Below are 23,671 nucleotides of genomic sequence, written 5' to 3'. Positions count from 1 at the left end.
TCTGCACCTTGATCAACTGGCTCGCCCTCCCTCCGTCACAGTCGGTGACCGGAGGTGGTGCGGATGAGCGCCCGTAAAGCCCTCGGTCGGTACGGGGAGGATGTCGCGGCCCGGAGGCTGCGTCAGGCGGGAATGGCGGTTCTGGAGCGCAACTGGCGCTGCGCCGAGGGCGAGCTCGACATCGTCGCACGGGACAGGGACGCGCTGGTGATCTGCGAGGTCAAGACCAGGCGTGCGGGCCGGGGCGGGACATTCGAGCATCCGATGTCCGCGGTCACACCCGCGAAGTCGGCGCGGCTGCGCAGACTGGCCTCGCGCTGGCTGACCGAATGCTGGCTCAGTCGGTACGGGCAGCCGCCCCACGGCGGAGTGCGGATCGACCTCGTCGGGGTGCTGCTGCCGGACCGGGGCGCACCACTGGTCCAGCACGCACGGGGGGTGGCCTGATGGGGTTCGCCCGGACGTGCTCGGTGGCGCTGGTGGGCGTGGAGGGCGTCGTCGTCGAGATCCAGGCCGATCTGGAGCCGGGCGTCGCGACGTTCACGCTGGTGGGTCTGCCCGACAAGAGCCTGACCGAGAGCCGCGACCGGGTACGCGCTGCGGTGGTCAACGCGGGCGCCGAGTGGCCCCAGAAGAAGCTCACCGTCGGGCTGAGTCCGGCCTCCGTGCCCAAGAGCGGCAGCGGGTTCGACCTGGGCGTCGCCTGTGCGGTGCTGGGAGCGGCCGAGCGGATCGATCCCCGCAGCGTCGCCGGCTTGCTGATGCTGGGCGAACTGGGCCTCGACGGGCGGGTGCGTCCCGTGCGGGGAGTGCTTCCGGCGGTTCTGGCCGCGGCCGACGCGGGACACCGGCAGGTCGTCGTCCCGGAGGAGGCGGTGCCCGAGGCGTCGCTGGTGCCGGATGTGAGCGTCCTGGGGGTCCGCAGCCTCCGGCAGCTGATCGCGCTGCTCAACGACGAGCCCGTTCCGGAGGAAGAGCCGCCCGACGGACTGCCCATGGACGAGCCGGCCAGCGACCGGAGCCTGTCAGTCCTGTCGCTGCCCGGCCAGGGGTGGGCGGCACCCGGTGCCGCGCGCAGAGCGGAGCGCCCCCTGGACATGGCCGACGTCGCCGGCCAGCACACCGCGCGCCGAGCGCTGGAGGTTGCGGCGGCTGGTCGTCACCACATCTTCTTCAAAGGCCCGCCCGGAGCCGGCAAGACCATGCTGGCCGAGCGCCTCCCGGGGCTGCTGCCGCCGCTGACGTCGCAGCAGTCGCTGGAGGTGACCGCCGTTCACTCGGTGGCCGGTGTGCTGCCCCCGGGGCAGCCGTTGGTCACACGCCCGCCCTACTGTGCCCCTCACCACTCGGCGACGATGGCCTCCCTGGTCGGCGGCGGATCGGGCCTCCCACGTCCGGGAGCGGTGTCCATGGCGCATCACGGGGTCTTGTTCCTGGACGAGGCGGCCGAGTGCAGCGGCCGCGTCCTCGACGCGATGCGGCAGCCGCTGGAGTCGGGGCAGGTCGTGGTCGCACGAGCCTCCGGGATGATGCGGATGCCCGCTCGGTTCCTGCTCGCCCTGGCCGCGAACCCCTGTCCGTGCGGCCGTTACGGAATGAAGGGCGGCGAGTGCGAATGTCGCCCCGCCTCCGTCCGGCGGTACCGGGCGCGGCTCTCGGGACCGCTGATGGACCGGGTCGACCTCAGGGTCCACGTCAAGCCGCTCACCCGTTCCGAACTGGCGGGCCTGCACGGGAAGTCGGAGAGTACCGCGGCGGTGGCGGAGCGCGTGCTGGTTGCGCGGGAGCGCGCTGCCGCGCGCTACATGGGGACACCGTGGTCGGCGAACAGCGATGTCCCCGGACACGAGCTGCGTACGCGCTGGCCCGCCGAACCGGGAGCGTTGGGCAGGGCGGAGGAGGACATGGAACACGGGCTGCTCACCGCCCGGGGGATGGACAGAGTGCTCCGCGTCGCCTGGACGGTCGCCGACCTGGCGGGGCACGACCGTCCGACGGTCCAGGACGTCGACTGGGCCCTCGAGCTCCGCACAGGGATCCGACGGGGCACGTCCCCTTCCCCGGCTGGGGCCTCCGCGTCCGGGGGGCGGCCATGACCACCGACGCGCAGGGCGGAACCGCCACCGGGAAGGTTCCCGGGGATCCCGGGCAGTGCTGCGAGCCCTGCCCGGAGGAGCGTCTCGCGCGCGCCGCCCTGACCAGGATCGCGGAGCCCGGTGACGAGAAGGCGGGGCGCTGGCTTAGGACTTACGGCGCGCAGGAGGTGGTGCGTGCGCTTCGCGACGACTCCGGTCCGATGCCGGGGGCCGACGAGCGTCGCTGGGCCGGACTGCGCTCCCGCGCCGAACGAGCCCGTCCCGAAGCCGACTTGGCGGCAGTCGAGGCCCTCGGTGGGCGCTTCATCTGCCCGGGAGACAGCGAATGGCCCGGTCAGCTCGACGCCCTGGGTGTGTCGAGGCCCATCGGGCTGTGGGTGCGCGGTGCCCCCAGTCTGCGGCTGTGGGCGCTGCGCTCGGTCGCGATCGTCGGCGCCCGTGCCTGCACCGAGTACGGCGTGCATGTGGCGGCGGTGCTCGGGGCGGGGCTCGCCGAACGGGGCTGGACTGTGATCTCCGGCGCGGCGTACGGCATCGACGGGGCCGCGCACAGGGGTGCCCTCGCGGCGGGTGGCGCCACCGTCGGGGTGCTGGCGTGCGGGGTGGACGTGGCCTATCCGCCGGGCCACGCCGAGTTGATCGCGCGCATCGGTGAACAGGGCCTGGTGCTGGCCGAGTTGCCTCCGAAGGATCATCCGTCGCCGAGCCGCTTCGTGCTCCGTAACCGGGTGATCGCCGCACTCACACGGGGCACGGTCGTCGTCGAAGCGGCGCTGCGCAGCGGTTCGTTGTCTACGGCACGGCACGCGCGACGGCTGGGCCGGTTCGTCATGGGTGTGCCCGGGCCGGTCACCTCGGGGCTTTCCGCCGGGGTGCACGAACTGCTGAGGGAGGAGGGGAACCTGGTCACGGACGCAGCAGAAGTGATCGAAATGGTGGGCAGTATCGGTGAGCTGGCCCCGCGGAGACGAGGTGCGACGGTGCCGCGTGACGTGCTGCCAGGCGAGGCCGCAATGGTGCTCGACGCGTTGCCCGCGCGCGGGGCCGCCCAGTCCGCGCAGCTCGCGCAGGCCGTCGGCATCACCCCTGATGCTGCCCTGGCGAGACTGCAGGAGCTGTGCGCACTCGGCTTCGTCGAACGCCTGGGCACCGGTTGGCAGTTGAACCGGTCCGCGGCGTCCCGTAGCGCTGCCGGGCACCCCATCGAGTGATGAGCCGGTCCTTGACCTGCGGCTATCGAATGAAAGGGTGATCCGCATGCTCTGGTTGCGTCCCGCCCACCCCCGAAGGCCGGTTCCGGGCGCTACCACGGCAGTAACTCCCGTGTGCGGGCAGCGGAACGTATCTGCGCATGCTGAAGCGGGAGCTCATCGCATATTGCGACGTTGCGGTCACGCTACGCTCACACCTCCCAAGGAAGAGGCACCCGGTCACGCACACGCTCCCGCCGCGTGACGACTACTCAGCAGAACGGCTCAAGGCGACGCATGCCCCAGCACACTCCCGGGCCTGAACGCGCCGGCACCGCCACCGAGGCACCCGCCGGCACCGAGTACACCGGACTCGGTGCCGGTCACAGTGCGCTCGACGAGCTGTGGCGGTCGTACAAGGCAACGGGCGACGAGCAGCTGCGGGAACAGCTGATCCTGCACTACTCGCCCCTGGTGAAGTACGTCGCCGGGCGGGTCAGCGTCGGGCTGCCCCCCAACGTGGAACAGGCCGACTTCGTCTCCTCAGGGGTTTTCGGACTCATCGACGCCATCGAGAAGTTCGACCCGGAGCGCTCCATCAAGTTCGAGACGTACGCGATCACACGCATCCGCGGAGCGATGATCGACGAACTGCGGGCCCTGGACTGGATTCCCCGGTCCGTGCGGCAGAAGGCACGGGCAGTCGAACGTGCCTACGCCACCCTGGAATCGACGCTGCGGCGCAGCCCCTCCGAGTCGGAGGTCGCGGCGGAGATGGGCATCCCGCTGGAGGAACTGCACGGCGTCTTCAGCCAGTTGTCCCTCGCCAACGTGGTGGCGCTGGAGGAACTGCTGCACGTGGGCGGCGAGGGCGGAGACCGCCTCAGCCTCATGGACACCTTGGAAGACACCGCCGCGGACAATCCCGTCGAGGTGGCCGAGGACCGCGAGCTGAGGCGCCTGCTCGCTCGCGCGATCAACACCCTCCCGGACAGGGAGAAGACCGTGGTGACCCTCTACTACTACGAGGGCCTGACACTGGCGGAGATCGGCCAGGTCCTCGGAGTGACCGAGAGCCGCGTGAGCCAGATCCACACCAAGTCCGTCCTTCAGCTTCGGGCAAAGCTCGCCGACGTCGGTCGCTGAACCGGTACCTCCGTCCGTATGGTGGGGGCGTGCCAAGGATTCGAGCGGCCTCCGTGGCCGAGCACCGGACCATGCAGCGCTCCGCCCTTCTCGACGCTGCCCGTGCACTGTTGTCCGAAGGCGGCACCGACGCGCTGACCTTCCCCGCCCTCGCACAGCGCACCGGCCTCGCGCGCTCATCGGTCTATGAGTACTTCCGTTCCCGCGGCGCGGTCGTCGAGGAACTCTGCGCCGTCGACTTCCCCGTGTGGGCGGCCGAGGTCGAGGTGGCCATGGCCGAGGCCGAGTCACCGGAAGAGAAGATCGAAGCTTACGTCCGCCGGCAATTGGCGCTCGTCGGAGACGGGCGGCACCGGGCGGTCGTGGCGATCTCCGCAGGTGAGCTGGACGCCGGAGCACGCGAGAAGATCCGCGCGGCCCACGGAGGGCTCGTCGCCATGGTCGTCGAGGCCCTCGCGGCGCTGGGCCACGACCAGCCGCGCCTGGCGGCGATGCTGCTCCAAGGTGTCGTCGACGCGGCGGTACGGCGCATCGAACTCGGCGCCGCGGAGAGCCCCGAAGAGATCACGGAGGCGGCGGTCTCCATGGCCCTCAGCGGCGTGCGCAGCTGACACCCGGCGGCGGACGCGCCCGGCCTCCGGGCTCCGCCCCGCCCTCCCGCGTGCCGCCACGCTCCGTCACGGTGCGGCACCTGCGGGGGACCGCCCGGCTCGAGGACAACGGAGTGCGTAGGACAGCCGCCTCCGCGCCCAGCAGGCGGCACAACCGAGCCCCGCAGCAAGTGACAGCCGGCCGAGGTCCGGACGCGTCTCACCAGGCACGGCCGGGTCCGTCACCGCAGCGCGGTTCACCACCGGATGACGCTCGGCGTCCGCCCTCCTGCCGGCAGCGGTCCCCGCGCTGGCCCCCGGTCCTGTCCCCGCGCCGGCTGTGCCTCCGGGGTCCACGTGGCGGGCGCGACCGGGTACCGGCACCCCGAAGACCGGCAGCAGCCTCGACGGTCCGCCGCGCAGCAGCGACAGAGGGTCGAGATAGCGCCGTCCCCGCAATGCGCCCCAGTGCAGGCAGCCCCTGTCGCAGTGGAAGGGCCCGGCTGCCACCTTGCCGACGGTCTGGCCGGCCCGCACCCGGTCGCCCCTGTGGACGGACGGCTTGACCGGTTCGTACGTCATGCGCAGCGGGGGGCCTCCCGTGCCCGCCAGCTCCACCGAGACCACCCCGCGTCCGGCGACCTTGCCCGCGAACGAGACCCGCCCCGCTGAGACCGCACGCACCGGGCTGCCCCGGGGAGCTGCGAGATCGACCCCACGGTGACCGGCGGCCCAGGGCTTCGGCGGCGGCCTCCAGCCGCGGACGACCCGAGGCAGCCCGGCACGCCCCGCCACGGGCCATCCCCTTCCGTCGCCACCCCCGGGGTCCCGGGGGACCGCATCCCGCCAGCCCGCCCTCGCTCCGGACAGCGGCCCCTGTCGTTCCTCCGCATGCGCCAGTGCCCTCCTCGGACCGGCCGGCACCAGCGCGACCGCGGTACAAAGCACCGCGCAGGCCAGCACACGCACCACCCCGCGCAGCACAGCTCCAGCACCGCGGCCGGCTCGGACGCCTGTGCCACCTCGCGCACCCCGGCCGACCCGCGCACCCCGGACCACGGACAGCACCCCCTCGTCGGTCGCCGTACACGCACGGTCCCGTATGGCGGCCGGGCGCGGGGATCTTGCTGAACTTCCGTGGAGAACCGGCCCCTTGTGGACAGCGCGATCACCCGTGGGGGGCACCGGCGCCGGTCCACGACCGGTGCGCCCACGCGGCATGACAGGGTGCTCACGGCGTGCTCCCGGGGCCTGCCGCAGGTGCCGGCTCCCGGGGCCTGCCGCAGGTGCCTGCCCTGCGCGCACCGTCCGTCGCGCGGCCGCGGCAGTTCCCGCGGTTTGCGCGCGCCCGCGGGGCATGTCCGGCAATCCGGATTCTCCCCGCGAGGAGCCGTGCCCCTCTCAGGTCCCGTACACTGCTGGTGCGGCCCGGGCCACCGGGCTGACTTCGCACGCCTCGCCACCCTCACCCGGTGGCCGCGCATCTCGGTCCCACGAGGGCCCCTCCACAGGCCCCGCGGGCAGCGCGCCAGAGGCGTCAGGCAAGCGATGGCCGACCCGGCCAGCGCTGACGACAACCGAGCAATACAAGGAGAACGGCCATGGCCGTCGTCACGATGCGGGAGCTGCTGGAGAGCGGCGTCCACTTCGGGCACCAGACCCGCCGCTGGAACCCGAAGATGAAGCGCTTCATCTTCACCGAGCGCAACGGCATTTACATCATCGACCTGCTCCAGTCGCTGTCGTACATCGACCGCGCCTACGAGTTCGTCAAGGAGACCGTCGCGCACGGCGGCTCCATCATGTTCGTCGGCACGAAGAAGCAGGCCCAGGAGGCCATCGCCGAGCAGGCCACGCGCGTGGGCATGCCCTACGTGAACCAGCGCTGGCTCGGCGGCATGCTGACCAACTTCTCGACCGTCTACAAGCGTCTGCAGCGGCTCAAGGAGCTGGAGCAGATCGACTTCGAGGACGTGGCCGCCTCCGGCCTCACCAAGAAGGAGCTGCTCGTCCTCTCCCGCGAGAAGGCGAAGCTGGAGAAGACCCTCGGCGGTATCCGCGAGATGCAGAAGGTGCCCAGCGCCGTCTGGATCGTGGACACCAAGAAGGAGCACATCGCGGTAGGCGAGGCGCGGAAGCTCAACATCCCCGTCGTCGCGATCCTGGACACCAACTGCGACCCGGACGAGGTCGACTACAAGATCCCGGGCAACGACGACGCCATCCGCTCCGTCACGCTCCTCACCCGCGTGATCGCCGACGCCGCGGCCGAGGGCCTCATCGCCCGCTCCGGCGCCGCCGAGGCCGCCAAGAGCGGCGACAAGTCCGCCGAGCCGCTCGCCGAGTGGGAGCGTGAGCTCCTGGAGGGCGAGAAGAGCGAGGGCGCCGCGGGCAAGACCGAGGCGAAGGAAGACGAGAAGGCCGCCGAGGCCAAGGTCGAGGAGAAGCCTGCCGAGGCCAAGGCCGAGGAGAAGCCTGCCGAGGAGAAGCCGGCCGACGCCTCCGAGCCGAAGACCGCCGAGAACGCCTGACGTCCACTCGGGTGCGGCGGACGGCTTTTTCGCCGCCGTCCGCCGCGCCCCGGTGACGATTGCCACGGCCGCCCCGGGAAGAGACGCAGACTCACCGCGCGACTCCGCCGCACCGCACGACGGTGACCGGTGACGCCCCGGACCGGCCGCGAAGAGACCTCAAGAAGGACGAGTTCCGCCCCCGCGCTCCGAAGCGCGGACGTGAGGCGGAGCCTGGTCACAGAAGGAAACCAAGCATGGCGAACTACACCGCCGCCGACGTCAAGAAGCTCCGTGAGCTCACCGGCGCCGGCATGATGGACTGCAAGAAGGCCCTGGAGGAGTCCGAGGGCGACGTCGACAAGGCCGTCGAGGTTCTGCGCGTCAAGGGGCAGAAGGGCGTGGCCAAGCGCGAGAGCCGCACCGCTTCGAACGGCGCGCTGGTCGCCCGTATCGCCGACGACAACGCCTCCGGCGTGCTCGTGGAGCTCAAGTGCGAGACGGACTTCGTCGCGAAGGGTGAGAAGTTCCTCGCCGTCGCCGACACCATCGCAGGCCACGTCGCCGCCACTTCCCCCGCCGACACCGCGGCGCTGCTCGCCTCGGAGATCGAGCCGGGCAAGACCGTCCAGGCGTACGTGGACGAGGCCAACGCCAACCTCGGCGAGAAGATCGTCCTGGACCGCTTCGCCCAGTTCTCCGGCGCCTACGTCGCCTCCTACCTGCACCGCACGAGCCCGGACCTGCCCCCGCAGGTCGGCGTGCTCGTCGAGCTGGACAAGGAGAACGCGGAGGTCGCCAAGGACGTCGCGCAGCACATCGCCGCCTTCGCGCCGAAGTTCCTCACCCGCGACGAGATCCCGGCCGAGACCGTCGAGAACGAGCGCCGCATCGCCGAGGAGACCGCACGCGAGGAGGGCAAGCCGGAGCAGGCGCTGCCCAAGATCGTCGAGGGTCGCGTCACGGGCTTCTTCAAGGAGAACACCCTGCTCGACCAGCCCTTCGCCAAGGACAACAAGAAGAGCGTCCAGAAGGTCCTGGAAGAGGCGGGCGTCTCGCTGAAGCACTTCGCGCGTTTCCGCGTGGGCGCCTGAGGTACCGGCCCCGTGCAAGCGTGCCGACGCGTGACGCACGCGAGCGGTACGCGCCCGCTAAGGTCGGGCACAGGGCAGTTGTGACGAGGAGGCCATTGCCGCACCAGGGATTTCGAGGATCCGACGGCAGTGGCCTCCTTCGTATGTGCACGAGGAGAAGTTCATGAGCAAGGACAGCGATACATCCGACACAGGCAGGAGCAGCCGCAGCGGCCGCAAGCGTTTCCTGCTCAAGCTCTCCGGTGAGGCGTTCGCCGGCGGCGGGGGGCTCGGCGTCGATCCCGACATCGTGCACAAGATGGCCCACGAGATCGCGTCCGTCGTCCGCGACGGCGCGGAGCTGGCCGTGGTCATCGGCGGCGGCAACTTCTTCCGCGGTGCGCAGCTGCAGGTGCGCGGAATGGACCGTGCGCGCTCCGACTACATGGGGATGCTCGGCACCGTCATGAACTGCCTGGCCCTCCAGGACTTCCTGGAGAAGGAGGGCATCGACTCCCGCGTCCAGACGGCGATCACCATGGGGCAGGTCGCTGAGCCGTACATTCCGCTGCGTGCGGTGCGGCACCTGGAGAAGGGCCGGGTCGTCATCTTCGGCGCCGGTATGGGCATGCCGTACTTCTCCACCGACACCACTGCCGCGCAGCGCGCCCTGGAGATCCACGCGGAAGCGCTGCTGATGGGCAAGAACGGTGTGGACGGCGTCTACGACTCGGACCCCGCCAAGAACCCGGACGCGGTGAAGTTCGACGCCCTCGAGTACGGCGAGGTCATCACGCGCGACCTGAAGGTCGCCGACGCCACGGCCGTCACGCTCTGCAGGGACAACAAACTGCCGATCCTGGTCTTCGAGTTGCTCGCGGAGGGCAATATCGCGCGAGCGGTGAAGGGTGAGAAGATCGGCACCCTGGTGAGCAACCAGGGCACGAGAGGCTGACGTTCGGCCTTCGGCAGGCGCCGGTGCGCTCGGTGCCCGCCGGGTGACTCGCCGTCGTACGAACGGCTCGACACGGGGTGGACAACCGCCTGCCGGTCGGACACCGTGCAGGAAACAGGGCTTATCCGCAAGGCTCATTCAAGGAAACCAGGAGCACGTGGTGATCGAAGAGACCCTCCTCGAAGCCGAGGAGAAGATGGAGAAGGCGGTCGTGGTCGCCAAAGAGGACTTCGCCGCGATCCGCACGGGCCGTGCGCACCCGGCGATGTTCAACAAGATCGTGGCGGAGTACTACGGCACGATGACGCCGATCAACCAGCTGGCATCGTTCTCGGTTCCGGAGCCGCGGATGGCGGTGGTGACGCCGTTCGACAAGAGCTCGCTGCGCAACATCGAGCAGGCGATCCGCGACTCCGACCTGGGCGTCAACCCGTCGAACGACGGCAATATCATCCGGGTGACGTTCCCCGAGCTGACCGAGGAGCGCCGCAGGGAGTACATCAAGGTCGCCAAGGGCAAGGCCGAGGACGCGAAGATCTCCATCCGCAGCGTCCGCCGCAAGGCCAAGGAGACCTTCGAGGCCGCCATCAAGGACGGCGACGTGGGCGAGGACGAGGGGCGCCGGGCCGAGAAGGAGCTCGACGACACCACGTCGAAGTACACGGGGCAGATCGACGAGCTGCTCAAGCACAAGGAAGCCGAGCTGCTCGAGGTCTGAGGTCCCCGCGCGCGGGACTGTCCGAGATCCGTCCGAGGTCCGAGGTCTGAGGCTGCAATCTGTGAACGACTCAACGTGGGGAGCCCCGCCGCCCCGTACCGGACCCCCGGACGCACGCGCCCGGGGAGGCGCGGTGTCCGGGAGCGCCTTCCAGCCCGGCACGGGTGAAGCTCCCGCGCACGGGACCGGTGCCGTGCCGCAGACTCGGCATATGCCCATCGTGTCCGACCCGGGCGGCCCTGGCGGAGACCAGAGCGGACCCGGACAAGGCGGTTCCCACGGCTCCGGCGGCGCCGGCAGCCGGGACAGCGGCGGCGGCAGACGGCCCGCCCCCGGCGACCCCGGCCCCGCCCCGCTCGGCGGCAAGAAGCGAGCCGGACGGGATCTTCGCGCCGCGATAGGAGTGGGCGTCGGACTCGGCGCGGTCATCCTCGCCTCCCTCTTCCTCTACAAGCCGGTCTTCCTCGGCGTGATCGTCGTCGCCGTCGTCGTCGGCCTTTGGGAGCTGACCTCACGGCTCAGCGAGTGCAAGGAGATCCAGGCACCGCTGGTGCCGCTCGGCGTGGGCGGCGCCGCCATGGTGATCGCGGGCTATCTGCGCGGGCCCGAGGGTGCGTGGGTGATCATGGCGCTGACCGCTCTCGCCGTGCTCGTGTGGCGGATGACCGAGTCGCCCGACGAATACCTGCGGGACGTCACAGCGGCCGTATTCGCCACGTTCTACGTACCGTTCCTCGCCACGTTCGTCGCGCTCATGCTCGCCGCCGACGACGGTCCGTGGCGGGTCCTGACGTTCCTGCTGCTGACCGTCGTCAGCGACACCGGTGCGTACGCCGTGGGCTGGCGCTTCGGTACCCACAAGCTTGCGCCGAGCATCAGCCCCGGCAAGACGCGCGAGGGTCTGGCCGGAGCCATCGCCTTCTGCATGGCGGCGGGGGCCCTGTGCATGCAGTTCCTGGTAGAGGGCGGTTTCTGGTGGCAGGGCCTGCTGCTGGGCATGGCGGTGGCGGTCACCGCCACCTTGGGCGACCTCGGCGAGTCCATGATGAAGCGCGACCTGGGCATCAAGGACATGGGCACACTTCTCCCGGGGCACGGCGGCATCATGGACCGGCTCGACTCGCTCCTCCCGACGGCCCCGGTCGTCTGGCTCCTGCTCGTCGCATTCGTCGGCGGGGGCTGACGCGGGACGGGCCGCCGGATGCGGCAGCCCGCTCGTGCCGCGCTTTCCACTACCGGCCCCGCGGCCGGCTCCTGCCTCCGTCCCGTGCCCGGGAGCCACTCCCTGTCAGCGTGAGGAGGCGTCGGCCACCGGAGTCCGCTGCGGGGGAGGGGCGCTCGGCGGACGGTTCGCAACTACTGGCCGACCCGTGGGCCCCCGGACAGCCGCGCGCCCCTGGGGGGCCCGGGGGGTGAGCCCGTGCGCGGGGGTGCCCGGTTCCCCGAGTGGCGCCGCAACCCAAATCGGGGCACTGGAAGGGCAGTTGCGGTCACGCTAAGTTGGGCGGCTCAGTGCGTGACAGCACGAGCAGGGGGAGAAAGCGGTATGACGAGGGCACCGCAGGGTGAGCGGATCGATGTTGTGCGCGGCACCTCGGAGCATCTGGAGCAGATCACCCGGCTCGCGACGTTGCGGGGCTTACGGCGAACCGTACCTGCCTACCGGGGGGAGACCGATGCCTGACGTATCCGTGCAACTGGCAAGCGAAGCCGAGAAGCCCGTGATTGAGCGACTGTGGCTGATGTTCCGTCACGACATGTCAGAGTTCTGGGGCGCACTGCCGGCCCCCGACGGAACCTTCCGCAGCGACCGACTCCAGACAGCCCTCTCGGACAACGACTGGGCACCGTACTTACTGACCAGCGGAGAGCACCCCGTAGGACTCGCATTCGTCCGCAGCCTGAACGGCCCCACACGCGTGCTGAACACCTTCTTCGTCGTGCGCGGGGCACGGAGATCAGGAATCGGGCTGAGCGCCATGCGAGTGGTGGTGTCCAAGCACCCAGGTCCCTGGGAAGTCGCATTCCAGGACAACAACACAGCAGCAGTTCAGTTCTGGCGCCGCGTCGCCACGGACGTCGCCGGTGACACGTGGACCGAGGAACGTCGACCGGTACCGGACAAGCCACAAGTGCCGCCCGACGTCTGGATCTCCTTCACTGCCCCGGCGCCCATCAACTGAGGATCGAGCACCACGAGCCCCGAGGTCCCGGGTCGACCTGCCTACGCGCGCAACGCTGAACAGCCGCCATCTATTGTGAAGACGCTTCGGCGTCAGCGTGTTCGAGCATCGCGGCAATATCACCGACATAGCGCAAAGCCTGCTATAGCTTCATTTCACCTTTAAATCCCGGTGGCTCGTTATGGGATTCCAGTCGCTCTTTCCTTGGCTGAAAGATCTCACTGTCCAGACTCTGAGAAATGTTGTCTCTTGGTCATGCCAGAGCGGCCGGGCGTGATTCGAAAAGGAGGAACTCGATACGGCCGTAGTGGCAGGAAAAATACTCCTCGGCCCAGAAGTGAGGAAGGATGTCATCGTATTCTTCAGCACTTCCTTCGCTTTCCCTATCGTTCAAATCTGCTCCCAGATGCCATTTCTCGTGTCGTCCTGGCACATGCTAGAAGTCGTGTCGGTCAGGCTGGAACAAATTTGCTGGGCCGTCTCGGGGCCGTGCGAGGTTGGCCGACGTTGACAGCCGACGCCGCATGGTGACCGTCCCCACCCCGCTCCGGCCCGGGCCACCCTCACCCGTCTGCGACACTGGTACGGCTATGCCGAAGCCCGGAGAACTGACTTTCGTCGCGCCGCGGGGGGCCGCCAGGCCGCCGCGGCACCTTGCCGATCTCACGCCCGCCGAGCGCCGTGAGGCCGTGGCCGGGGCGGGCGAGAAGCCCTTCCGGGCCAAGCAGCTGTCGCAGCACTACTTCTCCCGGCTCGCGCACGACCCCGGGCAGTGGACGGACATCCCCGCGGCGGCACGCGAGAAGCTCGCCGCGGAGCTGCTGCCGGACCTGATGAGCGTGGTGCGGCACATCAGCTGCGACGAGGGCATGACCCGTAAGACGCTGTGGAAGCTGCACGACGGCACCCTCGTGGAGTCGGTCCTGATGCGCTACCCGGACAGGGTCACGATGTGCATCAGTTCGCAGGCGGGCTGTGGCATGAACTGCCCGTTCTGCGCGACGGGTCAGGCGGGGCTCGACCGGAATCTGTCGACCGCCGAGATCGTCCACCAGATCGTCGACGGTGTACGGGCCCTGCGCGACGGCGAGGTTCCGGGAGCCGGAGGCCAGGCCGAAGGCGCGGTGGGAAGTGCGGCGCGGCTGTCGAACATCGTCTTCATGGGCATGGGCGAGCCGCTCGCCAACTACAAGCGCGTCGTGGGTGCGATCCGGCGGCTGACCGACCCGGAGCCCGACGGACTGGGGCTCTCGCAGCGCGGGATCACGGTCTCGACGGTGGGGCTCGTCCCGGCGATGCTCCGGTTCGCCGACGAGGGGTTCAAGTGCCGTCTGGCCGTGTCGCTGCACGCGCCGGACGACGAACTGCGCGACACCCTCGTCCCGGTCAACACCCGCTGGAAGGTGCGCGAGGTGCTGGACGCCGCATGGGAGTACGCGGCGAAGTCCTCGCGCCGCGTCTCCATCGAGTACGCGCTGATCAAGGACATCAACGACCAGGCATGGCGGGCGGATCTGCTGGGGCGGCTGCTCAAGGGCAGGCCCGTGCACGTCAATCTGATTCCGCTCAATCCGACTCCGGGTTCGAAGTGGACGGCGTCCCGCCCCGAGGACGAGGCCGCGTTCGTGCAGGCGCTGGAGGCACACGGCGTGCCGGTGACCGTGCGGGACACTCGCGGGCAGGAGATCGACGGCGCCTGCGGGCAGTTGGCGGCGACGGAACGCTGACTCGGCGCCGCCCGGCGCACTTGGGCCGGCCCGGCCGTACCGGGCTCTTCGTACCGGAGCGAGCGGGCCGGGGCCGACGCGGGAGTGGCTGGTAATCTTCGTCGGGGCGCCTTGTCGCAGGCACATCAAGCGACGAGGGGCCGCACAACAGACAACAGACCGACAGGGGAGCGCACACAGCGCTGAGAGTGCGGTTGCACGTACACCCCGCGGGGCGCCGGGCGGCGCCCGCGGCCAGGTGCGCGTACGGCCCGCAGACCCTCGAACCTCGCCCGGGTCATGCCGGGTAGGAAGTCGATGATCCCTATGAACAAGCATGTGCTGCGCGCAGCCGCGGCCGCCGCGTCCGTCCTCGTCCTCACGGGTGCGCTCACCGCGTGCGGCGGTTCAGGACAGGGCGGCGACGACAAGACCGTCACCCTCGTCACGCACGACTCCTTCGCCGTCTCCAAGCCGGTGCTGAAGAAGTTCACGGAGCGGACCGGCTACAAGGTGAAGGTGCTGCGCGGCGGTGACGCCGGCGCCGCCGTGAACCAGGCGGTCCTCAACAAGGGCAATCCGCAGGGCGATGTCTTCTTCGGCGTCGACAACACCCTTCTCTCCCGGGCCCTCGGCAAGGGGGTCTTCGAGCCGTACAAGGCCGACGGCCTCGGCCACGTACCCGCGGAGCTGCAGCTCGACAAGGAGCGGAACCGCGTCACGCCCGTCGACTTCGGTGAGATATGCGTGAACTACGACCGCAGCTGGTTCGAGAAACGGGACCAGACGCCGCCCGAGTCGCTGGACGACCTCGCCGACCCCGAGTACAAGAACCTCCTCGTCACCCCGAACGCCGCGACCTCCTCGCCCGGGCTGGGCTTCTTGCTTGCCACCGTCGGCAAGTACGGGGACAGCGGCTGGGAGGACTACTGGAAGAAGCTGCGCGCCAACGGCGTCGAAGTCGTCGACGGCTGGGAGCAGGCGTACAACGAGCGGTTCAGCGGCTCGGCCGGCGGCAAGGGCAAGGGCGACCGGCCCCTCGTCGTCTCCTACGCCTCCAGCCCGCCCGCCGAGGTGCTGGGCAAGAAGCCGCTCCCGGCGAAGGCCCCCACGGGCATCGCGAAGCGGACGTGCTTCCAGCAGACGGAGTTCGCCGGGCTCCTGGAGGGCGCCCGCAACGCCAAGGGCGGCAGGGCGCTGCTCGACTACATGCTCAGCAGGACCTTCCAGGAGGACCTGCCGCTGCAGATGTTCGTCAACCCGGCCCGTGAGGACGCCGAGTTGCCCGAGGTGTTCACCAAGTACGGCCGGAGCACCGGGGACGCGGCCACCATGGACCCGGCGAGGATCGACGAACACCGCGAGCGCTGGATCAAGTCGTGGACGTCGCTCGTCGTGAAGTGACGCGCGAACGGGCCCGCCCGGTGCAGGAGTTCGCGCAACCGGCACCGCACGCACGTGCTCTGCTCAGGCATGGGCCCGGTGCCCGTGCCGCGCCGCGCCTCGCGCTGATGGCGCTGCCCGTCGCCTTCTTCGCGCTCTTCTTCGCCTGGCCCGTTGCCGCGATCGTCGGCCGTGGACTGCGCACCGAGGCCGGCTCGTGGCAACTCGGTCGGCTCGCACAGGTGTTGGGGGACCCGGACACGCTGCAGGTGCTGTGGTTCACGGTGTGGCAGGCCGCTGCGTCGACGGCGTGCACGCTGGCACTCGCATTGCCGTGCGCATACGTCTTCGCCCGGTTCGACTTCCCCGGGAAGCAGGTGCTGCGTGCCGTCGTCACCGTCCCCTTCGTCCTGCCGACGGTGGTTGTGGGCTCGGCGTTCCTGGCGCTGCTGGGGCGCGGCGGCCTCCTGGACGAGTGGGCGGGGCTGCGTCTGGACACGAGTGTCTGGGCGATCCTGCTCGCGCACGTGTTCATCAACTACGCGGTCGTCGTACGGACGGTGGGCGGGCTGTGGTCCCAACTCGACCCGCGCCAGGAGGAGGCGGCACGCGTGCTCGGCGCGAGCCGCTTCGCCGCGTGGCGGCGCGTGACACTGCCCGCGCTCGCGCCGTCCGTCGGTGCGGCCGCGCTGATCGTCTTCCTCTTCACCTTCACCTCGTTCGGCGTGATCCAGGTGCTGGGCGGCCCGCGGTACGCCACCCTGGAGGTCGAGATCTACCGGCAGACCGCCGCGCTGCTCGACCTGCCGACCGCCGCCGTGCTCACGCTGCTCCAGTTCGCGGCCGTCACCGCTCTGCTCGCCGTGCACGCCCGCACCGTGCGGAAGCGGCACTCGGCGCTGAGCATGGTCCCGGCCGCCGAGTCCGCGCGCCGTCCCCGCGGCCGCGCCCAGTGGGCGCTGCTGGGCTCCGTCCTGGCGGTGACGGGCCTGCTGATCCTCGTGCCTCTCGCCGTACTGGCGGCCCGGTCCTTCGACGGACCCGGCGGCTACGGACTGGCCAACTACCGTGCGCTCGGCGAGGTTTCGGGCACCGCCACGTTCACCGTCCCGCCCGTCGACGCCATCGGCAACTCCCTCGCGTACGCGGCCGTGGCCACGCTCATCGCCCTCGCGGTCGGTGTGCCGGCAGCGGCGGCGCTGACGGCACGCACCGGAGGCGGCGGCCGGAGCGGCGGGGCCGTCGACCGGCTGGTGCGGGGCTTCGACTCGATGCTGATGCTGCCGCTGGGCACCTCCGCGGTCACCGTCGGCTTCGGCTTCCTCGTCGCACTGGACGAACCGCCCCTGGATCTGCGCTCGTCGTGGATGATCGTGCCCGTCGCGCAGGCGCTCGTCGGCGTTCCGTTCGTCATCCGGACGATGCTGCCGGTGCTGCGCGCGATCGATGCCCGGCTGCGCGAGGCCGCGGCCGTGCTCGGTGCCTCGCCGCTGCGCGCCTGGCGCGAAGTCGATCTGCCGCTGGTGAGCCGCGCGCTGCTCGTCGCGGCGGGATTCGCCTTCGCCGTCTCGCTCGGCGAGTTCGGCGCGACGGTCTTCATCGCCCGCCCCGACGCCCCGACGCTTCCCGTCGCCGTCGCCCGCTTCCTCGGCCGGGCCGGCGAGCTCAACTACGGGCAGGCGATGGCCATGAGCACCGTTCTGATGGTCGTTTGCGCGGCGACGCTCCTCGTGCTGGAACGCATACGCACCCACCCCTCGGGAGAGTTCTGATGCTGCGGCTCACCGGTGTGACAGCCGGCTTCGGTCCCGGACAGCGCGTCCTGGACGGTGTGGACCTGGAGGTCGCCGACCACGAGACGGTGTGTGTGCTGGGACCCAGTGGGAGCGGCAAGTCGACGCTTCTGCGCGTCATAGCGGGGCTGCACACCCCGGACGCGGGCAGGGTCGAACTCTCCGGCCGGGACCAGCGCGGTGTGCCGCCGCACCGGCGCGGCGTCGGGCTGATGTTCCAGGACCACCAGCTCTTCCCGCAGCGCGACGTCGGTGGAAACGTCGCCTTCGGTCTGCGCATGCGCGGCACCGCGCGGCGCGACGCGCACGAGCGGGTCGCGCAACTCCTCGGTCTCGTCGGTCTTCCCGGCGCGGAACGGCGCACGGTCACCTCCCTCTCCGGCGGTGAACAGCAACGCGTCGCACTCGCCCGCGCCCTCGCGCCGCAGCCGCGTCTGCTGATGCTGGACGAGCCGCTGGGGCAGCTCGACCGGGGGCTGCGGGAGCGCCTCGTCGTCGAACTGCGGTCGCTGTTCCGCGAGTTGCGCACCACCGTCCTCGCCGTCACCCACGACCAGGGGGAGGCGTTCGTACTGGCCGACCGCGTCGTGGTGATGAACGAGGGGCGCATCGCCCAGACGGGCACGCCACTGGAGGTGTGGCAGCGTCCCGCTTCGGAGTTCGTCGCCCGTTTCCTCGGCTTCGACAACGTCGTCGACGCGACGGTGCGTGACGGTACGGCCCGCACCCCCTGGGGCGAACTCCCGGTGGAGGAGGGTACGGGCACCGGCGCGTGCCAGCTCCTCGTACGCCCGGCGGGTGTCCGGCTGACGGCACCACGGAACGGGCTGCGCTGCACCGTCGAGGCCCGCACTTTCCGCGGTGGCGACGCCGCCGATGTCACGCTGCTGCTCCAGCCGGAGACCGGCCCGCGTCTGGAGGTCTCGTGCCCGCTGCGCGAGGCACCGGAGGCCGGGGCCGAGGTCGGCGTCACCTTCGACGGCCGCGACGTGGTGCGGCTCGGCACCTGTGGCGGCAACGGCGACGGCGCCGACGGCGGAGCGCCAACGCCCGCCCCCGGGCCGGAGGTTCGGGGCCGAGCGGACTCGCGCAGCGGCCGGCCGGTCAGCCCCTGAGCCGCGCGAGCGTCTCCGGGACTTCCTCGACGGAGCCGGCCAGCGCGATCCGCGACGCCATCGGCCGCTCACGGGCGAGCGCCTCGAGCAGGGGCCAGCACGGCAGCGTACGCGTCCAGTGCTCCTCGTCGACGAGCACCATCGGGGTCGGAGTGCCGCGCGACTGGTAGTAGTTGGGCGTCGCGTTGTCGAAGATCTCCTGTACGGTCCCCGCCGCGCCCGGAAGGAAGACCACACCGGCGTTCGAGCGTGCCAGCAGCCCGTCCTCGCGCACCGCGTTGACGAAGTACTTCGCGATGTGCTGCGCAAAGGCGTTGGGCGGCTCGTGCCCGTAGAACCACGTCGGGATGCCCACGGAAACGCCGCCGCCCGGCCAGCCGTCCCGGACCGCGAACGCGGCCCGGGCCCACTCACCCACGGACTCCTCGAAGGACGGCGCCGTCGAGAGCATCTCCAGCGCCTTGTCCAGCATTCCGTCCTCGAAAGGCGCCGCGTACGCACCGAGGTTCGCGGCCTCCATGGCGCCCGGGCCACCACCCGTCGCCACGGTGTGGCCCTCCCGGGTCAGCGCCCTGCCCAGGCGCGCCGCCCCGGCGTACGCGGCGCTGCCGCGCGCCAGCTTGTGACCGCCCATGACCCCCACGACGCGGGCTCCGACGAGCTGTTCGTCGAGTGCGTCGGAGATCGCGTCGTCGTGCACGGCGCGCAGCATCGAGGAGAAGACGTCGCCGTCGCTCTTCGTCCGCTGGAACCAGGCGTACGAGCCGGCGTCCGGCGTGTGCTCGTACCCCTCGGCCAGGCCGGAGAACAGCTCGTCCGGGGTGTAGAGCCGCCCGCGGTAGGGGTTGAACGGCAGCTTCGGCACGGGCGGGAACACCAGCCCGCCGTTCTCCTGCACCCGCACGACCGACTCGGCGGTCATCGCACAGCCCAGGAAGACCGCGCCGTCGGTCTCCGCGGACGCCAGCGCCCCGGCACGCCCGCGCAGGTCCAGGGACTGCAGGCGCCATCCGCTGAGCGATCCGGTCGCGTCGACGACGTCGTCGAACTCCTCGAGGCTCTCTATCTCGTGGTCCAGCATCCCGTCAGCGTATGCGCCCGCAGCACGAGGGCGGCCCCGCTTGCCGGAAGGGGGCCGCCCTTTCAGGGCGCGGGCGGATATCCGCCTGCGTCAGGACGTCAGCGGCAGCGCGGCGAGTTGGCCCACCGCCCAGGTGAGGGCGCCGAACACCACGCACACGACGACCGCACGGACCGCCGCCGCTCCCCGCAGCAGCCGGCGCGGAGCACCGAGCCTTGCCAGGGCCTCGTTCGCGGGCCTGCGGGCGGCTCGCGACTCGGCCGCGGCCGTCAGCGCGCTCGCCGTCACGCAGAGCACCACCAGCGCTGCGCCCAGCAGGGTCAGCGGCCCGAACATGCGGGCACCGTCCTGCGGTGACGCGCCGTACAGTTCGCTCGCCGCCAGCCCGCCGGCCGCCACCGCGCACAGCACACCCAGCGGCCGGCCGATGCGCGCCGCCTCCTGCTGGAGCACCCGCCCCGCCAGCAGCCGTACGGCGCCCGGTCTGCCGACCGCCAGGAGCCGCCCGCACAGCTGGGTGAGTCCCGGGCCGGCCAGCACGAGACCGAGGACGGTGAGCAGCCAGCCGCCCAGAACACCGGGGGCGCTGTTCGACAGGACCGCCGAGAGGGACAGCGGCTTCGGCGACCGGCTCGCGTACGTCTCCGTCGCGAGACCCGCGGCGATGAACGCGGCACCCCAGGGCAGGGTGACGGACGCGGGCAGCGCGCCCGGCAGCACCCGGAAGGACTGCGCCTCCCGGTCGCCCGCCGGGTGGGCGCGGGGTGCTTCCGCCGTGTCGCCGTGCGCGCCGGACTCCGCGGTACGTGCGTGGGTGCCGCCGCCGGTACCGGCCGCGGCGCCCGCCATGGCCGGGAGGGCCCCGGGCCGGGTGGCGAGCGCGGCGGCGCCGGCGGCCACCAGAGGCGGAACGCACAGCAGCACCAGCGTGGCGGCGACCGGCAACGGGTGGTCGGCGGCGAGGAGTTTCACGGCCGCGCCGTCGAAGGGCACCGACGCCAGCTGGCCGCGCAGATGCAGATAGATCACGAGCGCGACTGCGCTGCCCAGCAGCGACGACATCGCCGTCGAGGCGGCCGCGAGAAGAGGGATGCGGGCCGGGCCCACGCCCGCCGCGTCCAGGGCCGAGGGCGAGCGCGAACCGGGGTCCGTGCGGGCGACCGCCGCGGCGAACTGCACGGCCGCCGCGAGCGGCGCGAGGCACCACACCAGCTGGACGAGAGAGGTACCGGGCTGCTGCGGGTGGGCGAGGGCATGACTGAGCGCCGCCAGCAGCAGAAAGCCCACGACTGCCGTGGCGCATGCCACCAGGAGGCGGCGCAGCAGCGTGAGGGGGTGACCACCGCGGGCTAGACGGAGAGCGAGCACGCGGCACCCTTGGAGTCTTCGCCGTCCGAGTCGCCTTCGCCCGTGGCCATGCCCTTGCCACCGGCTCCGTCGTTCTCGTCGTCCCCGCCGCTGTTCGTGCCGCCGGGGCCCGTGGAGATCAGGTCGCCGCCCAGGCGTCCGTCGACGAGCGTGAGGTTGCGGTCCGCGAGTGTCGGTCCCGCCGCGTCCGCGGCCTCCGGGTCTCCCGGTGTCACCTTCGGCAGCATCACCGCCGGGTCGTGTGTGGTGAGCACCACCGTGATGTCGTGCGTGCGCGCGGCGGTCGTCAACGTGCGCAGTACTTGGGCCCGTTCCGTCTGGTGCAGGGGAGCTGTCGGTTCGTCGGCGAAGACGATCGCGGGCGCGGGGGCGAGGGCGCGGGCGATCGCCACGCGCTGGCGCTGCGACTGCCGCAGCGCCGAGGGACGCTTGCGCGCGCAGTCACCGACGTCGAGCCTCTCCAGCCATTCGACGGCCGCCTTGCGGGCGGCGCGGGAACCGGCTCCGCACAGCATGAGCGGGAGCGCCGCGTTCTCCCACGCCGTGAGTTCCGGGATGAGCTGCGGCTCGCTGCCGACCCAGCCGAAGCGGTCGCGGCGGAGCCGTTCGCGCGATGTGCGCGAGAGCGTGTGCACCGGCACGCTGTTGAACCAGATCTCCCCGTCGTGCGGGGTGAGTTGACCGGACAGGCAGCTCAGCAGGGTGGTCTTGCCGCTGCCGCGAGGTCCGGTGACGCAGACGATCTCGCCGGCGCGGACGCCGATCGAGACGCCTTGCAGGGCGGGTGAACCGCCGTACGAGTAATGCAGTCCGCGTGCCCAGAGCACGTCGTTGTCCGGGGGTGCTGCCACTGAGGGCACCTCCACTCACCTCTGCTCTGCTGGTCCCTGCCGGGCCCCGTCCCACGAAGGGGTGAAGCGGGCCCGGGGCCATCGGTCACAGGAACCGTAAGGACAGCCAACCGTCCATCCGGCGTCATCCGCCGGGGCGCGGCGCAGATTCCACCGAACGGGCCCCGCAGATGGCCCCGCTCATGCAGCGGTACGGGAGGGTGCGCGGGCTGCGGGCTGCGAAAGGCGGTCAGTGTGCGTCGAGGTGCGTGGGCGCGAACATCCGCAGTTCGGCGGGGAGGAGGACCACCGACGGTCCGGGAGCGGCGAGTGCGGCCGACAGGTCCTCGCGCAGCCGCTCCGGGGAGCTGCGCACCGCCGGAACGCCGAACGACTCGGCGAGCGCCACGAAGTCGGGGCGGGCGAGTTCGGTGCCTGTCGCCTCGCCGAAGGCCTCCGTCATGTAGCTGCGGAGGATTCCGTAGCCGCCGTCGTCGACGATGAGCCATGTGACGGGGAGGCCGTACTGGCGGGCGGTGGCGAGTTCGGCGATGGAGTACATCGCTCCGCCGTCACCCGAGACGGCGAGGACAGGGGTGCGGCGCTCCGGGTCGGCCGCGGCGGCTCCGAGCGCGGCGGGGAAGCCGTAACCGAGGCCGCCGGCACCCTGCGCGGAGTGCATGGCACCTTCGCGGGGGTCGAACGCGGACCATGCCCAGTAGGCGAGGATCGTCATGTCCCAGAAGCTGGGGGAGGTGTCGGGGAGGGCTTCGCGGACCGCGCCGAGCACTTGCTGTTCGAGGTCGAGGCCCTGGGCGGCGATCCTGTCCCGTACGCGGTCCAGCAGCGCGGCGACCTCACGTTCCGCATGGCCCGCGGGCCGGGATGCGACGGCCCCGGCGAGCGCTTCCAGAGCCGCCCGGGCGTCGGCGTGGATGCCGAGCGCGGGGTGGTTGGCCTCCAGCTTGCCGACGTCCGCCTCGATGTGGATGACGCGGCCGCGAGGCGCGAACGTGTGGTAGTTCGAGGAGAGTTCGCCGAGTCCGGACCCGACGACGAGCAGGACGTCGGCTGCGGCAAGGAAGTCGGTGGTGTGCCGGTCCTCGAGCCAGGAGCCGAGAGAGAGCCGGTGCTCACAGGGGAAGGCGCCCTTCCCGCCGAAGGTCGTGGCGACGGGGGCGTCCAGCCGTTCGGCGAGGCTGAGCAGTTGCGCCTGGGCGCCCGACCGTACGACACCGCCGCCGGCGAGGACCGCCGGCCGTTCCGCCGCGTCGAGCAACGCGGCCGCCCGGGCGGTCAGTTCGGGACGGGCGGGCAGGGGCCGCGGGTGTGCCGGGCCGCCGGGGGCGGCGAGCGACTCCGGGGGCGGCACGTCCGTGGGCGCGACGAGGACGTCCTGCGGTATCTCGACCCAGGTGGGACCGCAGGGCGCCTCGGCCGCCTCGGCCCACGCCGAGGCGAGCACCGTGGGAATCTGCGAGGCGGCCCGCACCGTGTGGACGGACTTCACGACGTCGCGGAACGACGCCTTCTGGTCGCGGAGTTCGTGCAGGTACCCCTTGCGGCCGCCGCCGAGGCCGGCCGTGGGCACCTGGCTGCTGATGCCCAGCACGGGGGCGGACGCGGCTGCGGACTCCTGGAGCGCGGCCAGAGACATCAGAGCGCCGGGGCCGGTGGAGATCAGCAGCGGCGTGACCGTGCCGGTGATGCGCGCGTACGCGTCGGCGGCGAAGCCCGCGTTGTTCTCCACCCGCAGCCCGACGTACGACAGTCCGGAGCGGCGTACGGCGTCGAAGGCGCCCAGCGCGTGCTGGCCCGGCAGTCCGAAGACGGTGTGTGCACCGAGGGCGGTGAGGGATTCGGTGACGAGGTCGCTGCCTGTGCGGACTGCCGGTGCGGATGCCATGCGGGGGGTTGCGCCTTCCGTGGTGCGG

General features: G+C 71.2%; 20 protein-coding genes. 15 read left to right on the top strand and 5 right to left on the bottom strand.

The features are described from left to right. The first annotated feature begins 63 nt into the window (after positions 1-63). From EV375_RS10410 to EV375_RS10390, 5 genes are all read left to right on the top strand, one after another. The gene (locus EV375_RS10410) at positions 64-447 is read left to right on the top strand and encodes a YraN family protein (RefSeq protein ID WP_130299199.1); all 384 of its coding nucleotides are present in this window, start codon (positions 64-66) and stop codon (positions 445-447) included. Further along, positions 447-2,096 carry a YifB family Mg chelatase-like AAA ATPase gene (locus EV375_RS10405; RefSeq protein ID WP_130299198.1) on the top strand — a complete coding sequence of 550 codons (1,650 nt, stop codon included), beginning with the start codon at positions 447-449 and terminating at the stop codon, positions 2,094-2,096. The genes EV375_RS10410 and EV375_RS10405 overlap by 1 nt, the downstream gene beginning before the upstream one ends. Beyond that, positions 2,093-3,307 carry a DNA-processing protein DprA gene (gene dprA / locus EV375_RS10400; protein WP_130299197.1) on the top strand — a complete coding sequence of 405 codons (1,215 nt, stop codon included), beginning with the start codon at positions 2,093-2,095 and terminating at the stop codon, positions 3,305-3,307. The genes EV375_RS10405 and dprA overlap by 4 nt, the downstream gene beginning before the upstream one ends. 276 nt (positions 3,308-3,583) lie before the next feature. Then, complete coding sequence (gene whiG / locus EV375_RS10395; protein WP_130299196.1) at positions 3,584-4,432, top strand: RNA polymerase sigma factor WhiG; 849 nt, start codon at positions 3,584-3,586, stop codon at positions 4,430-4,432. A gap of 71 nt (positions 4,433-4,503) precedes the next feature. Further along, the gene (locus tag EV375_RS10390; RefSeq protein WP_055486474.1) at positions 4,504-5,043 is read left to right on the top strand and encodes a TetR/AcrR family transcriptional regulator; all 540 of its coding nucleotides are present in this window, start codon (positions 4,504-4,506) and stop codon (positions 5,041-5,043) included. 66 nt (positions 5,044-5,109) lie between these two features. Here EV375_RS10390 and EV375_RS10385 read toward each other — a convergent pair whose 3' ends face one another. Next, on the bottom strand, positions 5,110-6,243 hold the full coding sequence (locus EV375_RS10385; protein ID WP_130299195.1) for a M23 family metallopeptidase: 1,134 nt from the start codon (positions 6,241-6,243) through the stop codon (positions 5,110-5,112). Between the two features lie 380 nt (positions 6,244-6,623). Here EV375_RS10385 and rpsB point away from each other — a divergent pair, with 380 nt between their 5' ends. From rpsB to EV375_RS10335, 10 genes are all read left to right on the top strand, one after another. Next, complete coding sequence (gene rpsB / locus EV375_RS10380) at positions 6,624-7,553, top strand: 30S ribosomal protein S2 (RefSeq protein ID WP_130299194.1); 930 nt, start codon at positions 6,624-6,626, stop codon at positions 7,551-7,553. Positions 7,554-7,789: 236 nt separating this feature from the next. Continuing rightward, a complete protein-coding gene (gene tsf, locus EV375_RS10375) occupies positions 7,790-8,626 on the top strand; it encodes a translation elongation factor Ts (RefSeq protein WP_130299193.1) in 837 nt (278 codons plus the stop codon). 163 nt (positions 8,627-8,789) lie between these two features. Then, on the top strand, positions 8,790-9,560 hold the full coding sequence (pyrH, locus tag EV375_RS10370; RefSeq protein ID WP_055486333.1) for a UMP kinase: 771 nt from the start codon (positions 8,790-8,792) through the stop codon (positions 9,558-9,560). A gap of 160 nt (positions 9,561-9,720) precedes the next feature. Continuing rightward, positions 9,721-10,278, top strand: coding sequence for a ribosome recycling factor (gene frr / locus EV375_RS10365; protein ID WP_130301745.1), 558 nt, complete (start codon positions 9,721-9,723; stop codon positions 10,276-10,278). A gap of 61 nt (positions 10,279-10,339) precedes the next feature. Further along, complete coding sequence (locus tag EV375_RS10360) at positions 10,340-11,461, top strand: phosphatidate cytidylyltransferase (protein WP_486588397.1); 1,122 nt, start codon at positions 10,340-10,342, stop codon at positions 11,459-11,461. Positions 11,462-11,954: 493 nt separating this feature from the next. Continuing rightward, the gene (locus tag EV375_RS10355; RefSeq protein WP_130299191.1) at positions 11,955-12,461 is read left to right on the top strand and encodes a GNAT family N-acetyltransferase; all 507 of its coding nucleotides are present in this window, start codon (positions 11,955-11,957) and stop codon (positions 12,459-12,461) included. Positions 12,462-13,051: 590 nt separating this feature from the next. Next, positions 13,052-14,188, top strand: a complete 1,137-nt coding sequence (gene rlmN / locus EV375_RS10350; RefSeq protein ID WP_130299190.1) for a dual-specificity RNA methyltransferase RlmN — start codon at positions 13,052-13,054, stop codon at positions 14,186-14,188. A gap of 306 nt (positions 14,189-14,494) precedes the next feature. Beyond that, positions 14,495-15,571 (top strand): thiamine ABC transporter substrate-binding protein, encoded by a 1,077-nt coding sequence (locus EV375_RS10345; RefSeq protein ID WP_130299189.1) that lies wholly within the window; start codon positions 14,495-14,497, stop codon positions 15,569-15,571. Between the two features lie 107 nt (positions 15,572-15,678). Next, positions 15,679-17,322, top strand: a complete 1,644-nt coding sequence (locus tag EV375_RS10340; RefSeq protein ID WP_130301744.1) for an ABC transporter permease — start codon at positions 15,679-15,681, stop codon at positions 17,320-17,322. Beyond that, positions 17,322-18,458: an ABC transporter ATP-binding protein gene (locus EV375_RS10335; protein WP_130299188.1), complete on the top strand. Its 1,137-nt coding sequence runs from the start codon at positions 17,322-17,324 to the stop codon at positions 18,456-18,458. Before EV375_RS10340 ends, EV375_RS10335 begins: the two co-directional genes overlap by 1 nt. On the opposite strand, the gene EV375_RS10330 is transcribed toward EV375_RS10335, so the two are convergent. From EV375_RS10330 to EV375_RS10315, 4 genes are all read right to left on the bottom strand, one after another. Then, entirely contained in the window at positions 18,448-19,539 is a 1,092-nt protein-coding gene (locus EV375_RS10330; protein WP_130299187.1) for an SLOG cluster 4 domain-containing protein, read from the bottom strand. The two genes, EV375_RS10335 and EV375_RS10330, sit on opposite strands and share 11 nt — an antisense overlap. 90 nt (positions 19,540-19,629) lie before the next feature. Beyond that, entirely contained in the window at positions 19,630-20,907 is a 1,278-nt protein-coding gene (locus EV375_RS10325; RefSeq protein WP_130299186.1) for an ADOP family protein, read from the bottom strand. Then, the gene (locus EV375_RS10320; protein WP_130299185.1) at positions 20,889-21,758 is read right to left on the bottom strand and encodes an ATP-binding cassette domain-containing protein; all 870 of its coding nucleotides are present in this window, start codon (positions 21,756-21,758) and stop codon (positions 20,889-20,891) included. Before EV375_RS10320 ends, EV375_RS10325 begins: the two co-directional genes overlap by 19 nt. Before the next feature lie 229 nt (positions 21,759-21,987). Beyond that, entirely contained in the window at positions 21,988-23,643 is a 1,656-nt protein-coding gene (locus EV375_RS10315) for a thiamine pyrophosphate-binding protein (RefSeq protein ID WP_130299184.1), read from the bottom strand. Positions 23,644-23,671 lie beyond the last annotated feature (28 nt).

This window comes from Streptomyces sp. CNZ301 (genome assembly GCF_004217425.1).
This window is presented reverse-complemented; position numbering and strand designations above follow the sequence as displayed.

Coding starts and splice junctions, on each gene's coding strand:
- EV375_RS10345 (WP_130299189.1), top strand. CDS start 14,495: ATGAACAAGCATGTGCTGCGCGCAGCCGCGGCCGCCGCGTCCGTCCTC.
- whiG (WP_130299196.1), top strand. CDS start 3,584: ATGCCCCAGCACACTCCCGGGCCTGAACGCGCCGGCACCGCCACCGAG.
- rpsB (WP_130299194.1), top strand. CDS start 6,624: ATGGCCGTCGTCACGATGCGGGAGCTGCTGGAGAGCGGCGTCCACTTC.
- pyrH (WP_055486333.1), top strand. CDS start 8,790: ATGAGCAAGGACAGCGATACATCCGACACAGGCAGGAGCAGCCGCAGC.
- EV375_RS10330 (WP_130299187.1), bottom strand. CDS start 19,539: ATGCTGGACCACGAGATAGAGAGCCTCGAGGAGTTCGACGACGTCGTC.
- EV375_RS10385 (WP_130299195.1), bottom strand. CDS start 6,243: ATGCCGCGTGGGCGCACCGGTCGTGGACCGGCGCCGGTGCCCCCCACG.
- tsf (WP_130299193.1), top strand. CDS start 7,790: ATGGCGAACTACACCGCCGCCGACGTCAAGAAGCTCCGTGAGCTCACC.
- EV375_RS10315 (WP_130299184.1), bottom strand. CDS start 23,643: ATGGCATCCGCACCGGCAGTCCGCACAGGCAGCGACCTCGTCACCGAA.
- EV375_RS10355 (WP_130299191.1), top strand. CDS start 11,955: ATGCCTGACGTATCCGTGCAACTGGCAAGCGAAGCCGAGAAGCCCGTG.
- EV375_RS10405 (WP_130299198.1), top strand. CDS start 447: ATGGGGTTCGCCCGGACGTGCTCGGTGGCGCTGGTGGGCGTGGAGGGC.
- EV375_RS10340 (WP_130301744.1), top strand. CDS start 15,679: ATGGCGCTGCCCGTCGCCTTCTTCGCGCTCTTCTTCGCCTGGCCCGTT.
- rlmN (WP_130299190.1), top strand. CDS start 13,052: ATGCCGAAGCCCGGAGAACTGACTTTCGTCGCGCCGCGGGGGGCCGCC.
- dprA (WP_130299197.1), top strand. CDS start 2,093: ATGACCACCGACGCGCAGGGCGGAACCGCCACCGGGAAGGTTCCCGGG.
- EV375_RS10410 (WP_130299199.1), top strand. CDS start 64: ATGAGCGCCCGTAAAGCCCTCGGTCGGTACGGGGAGGATGTCGCGGCC.
- EV375_RS10390 (WP_055486474.1), top strand. CDS start 4,504: ATGCAGCGCTCCGCCCTTCTCGACGCTGCCCGTGCACTGTTGTCCGAA.
- EV375_RS10335 (WP_130299188.1), top strand. CDS start 17,322: ATGCTGCGGCTCACCGGTGTGACAGCCGGCTTCGGTCCCGGACAGCGC.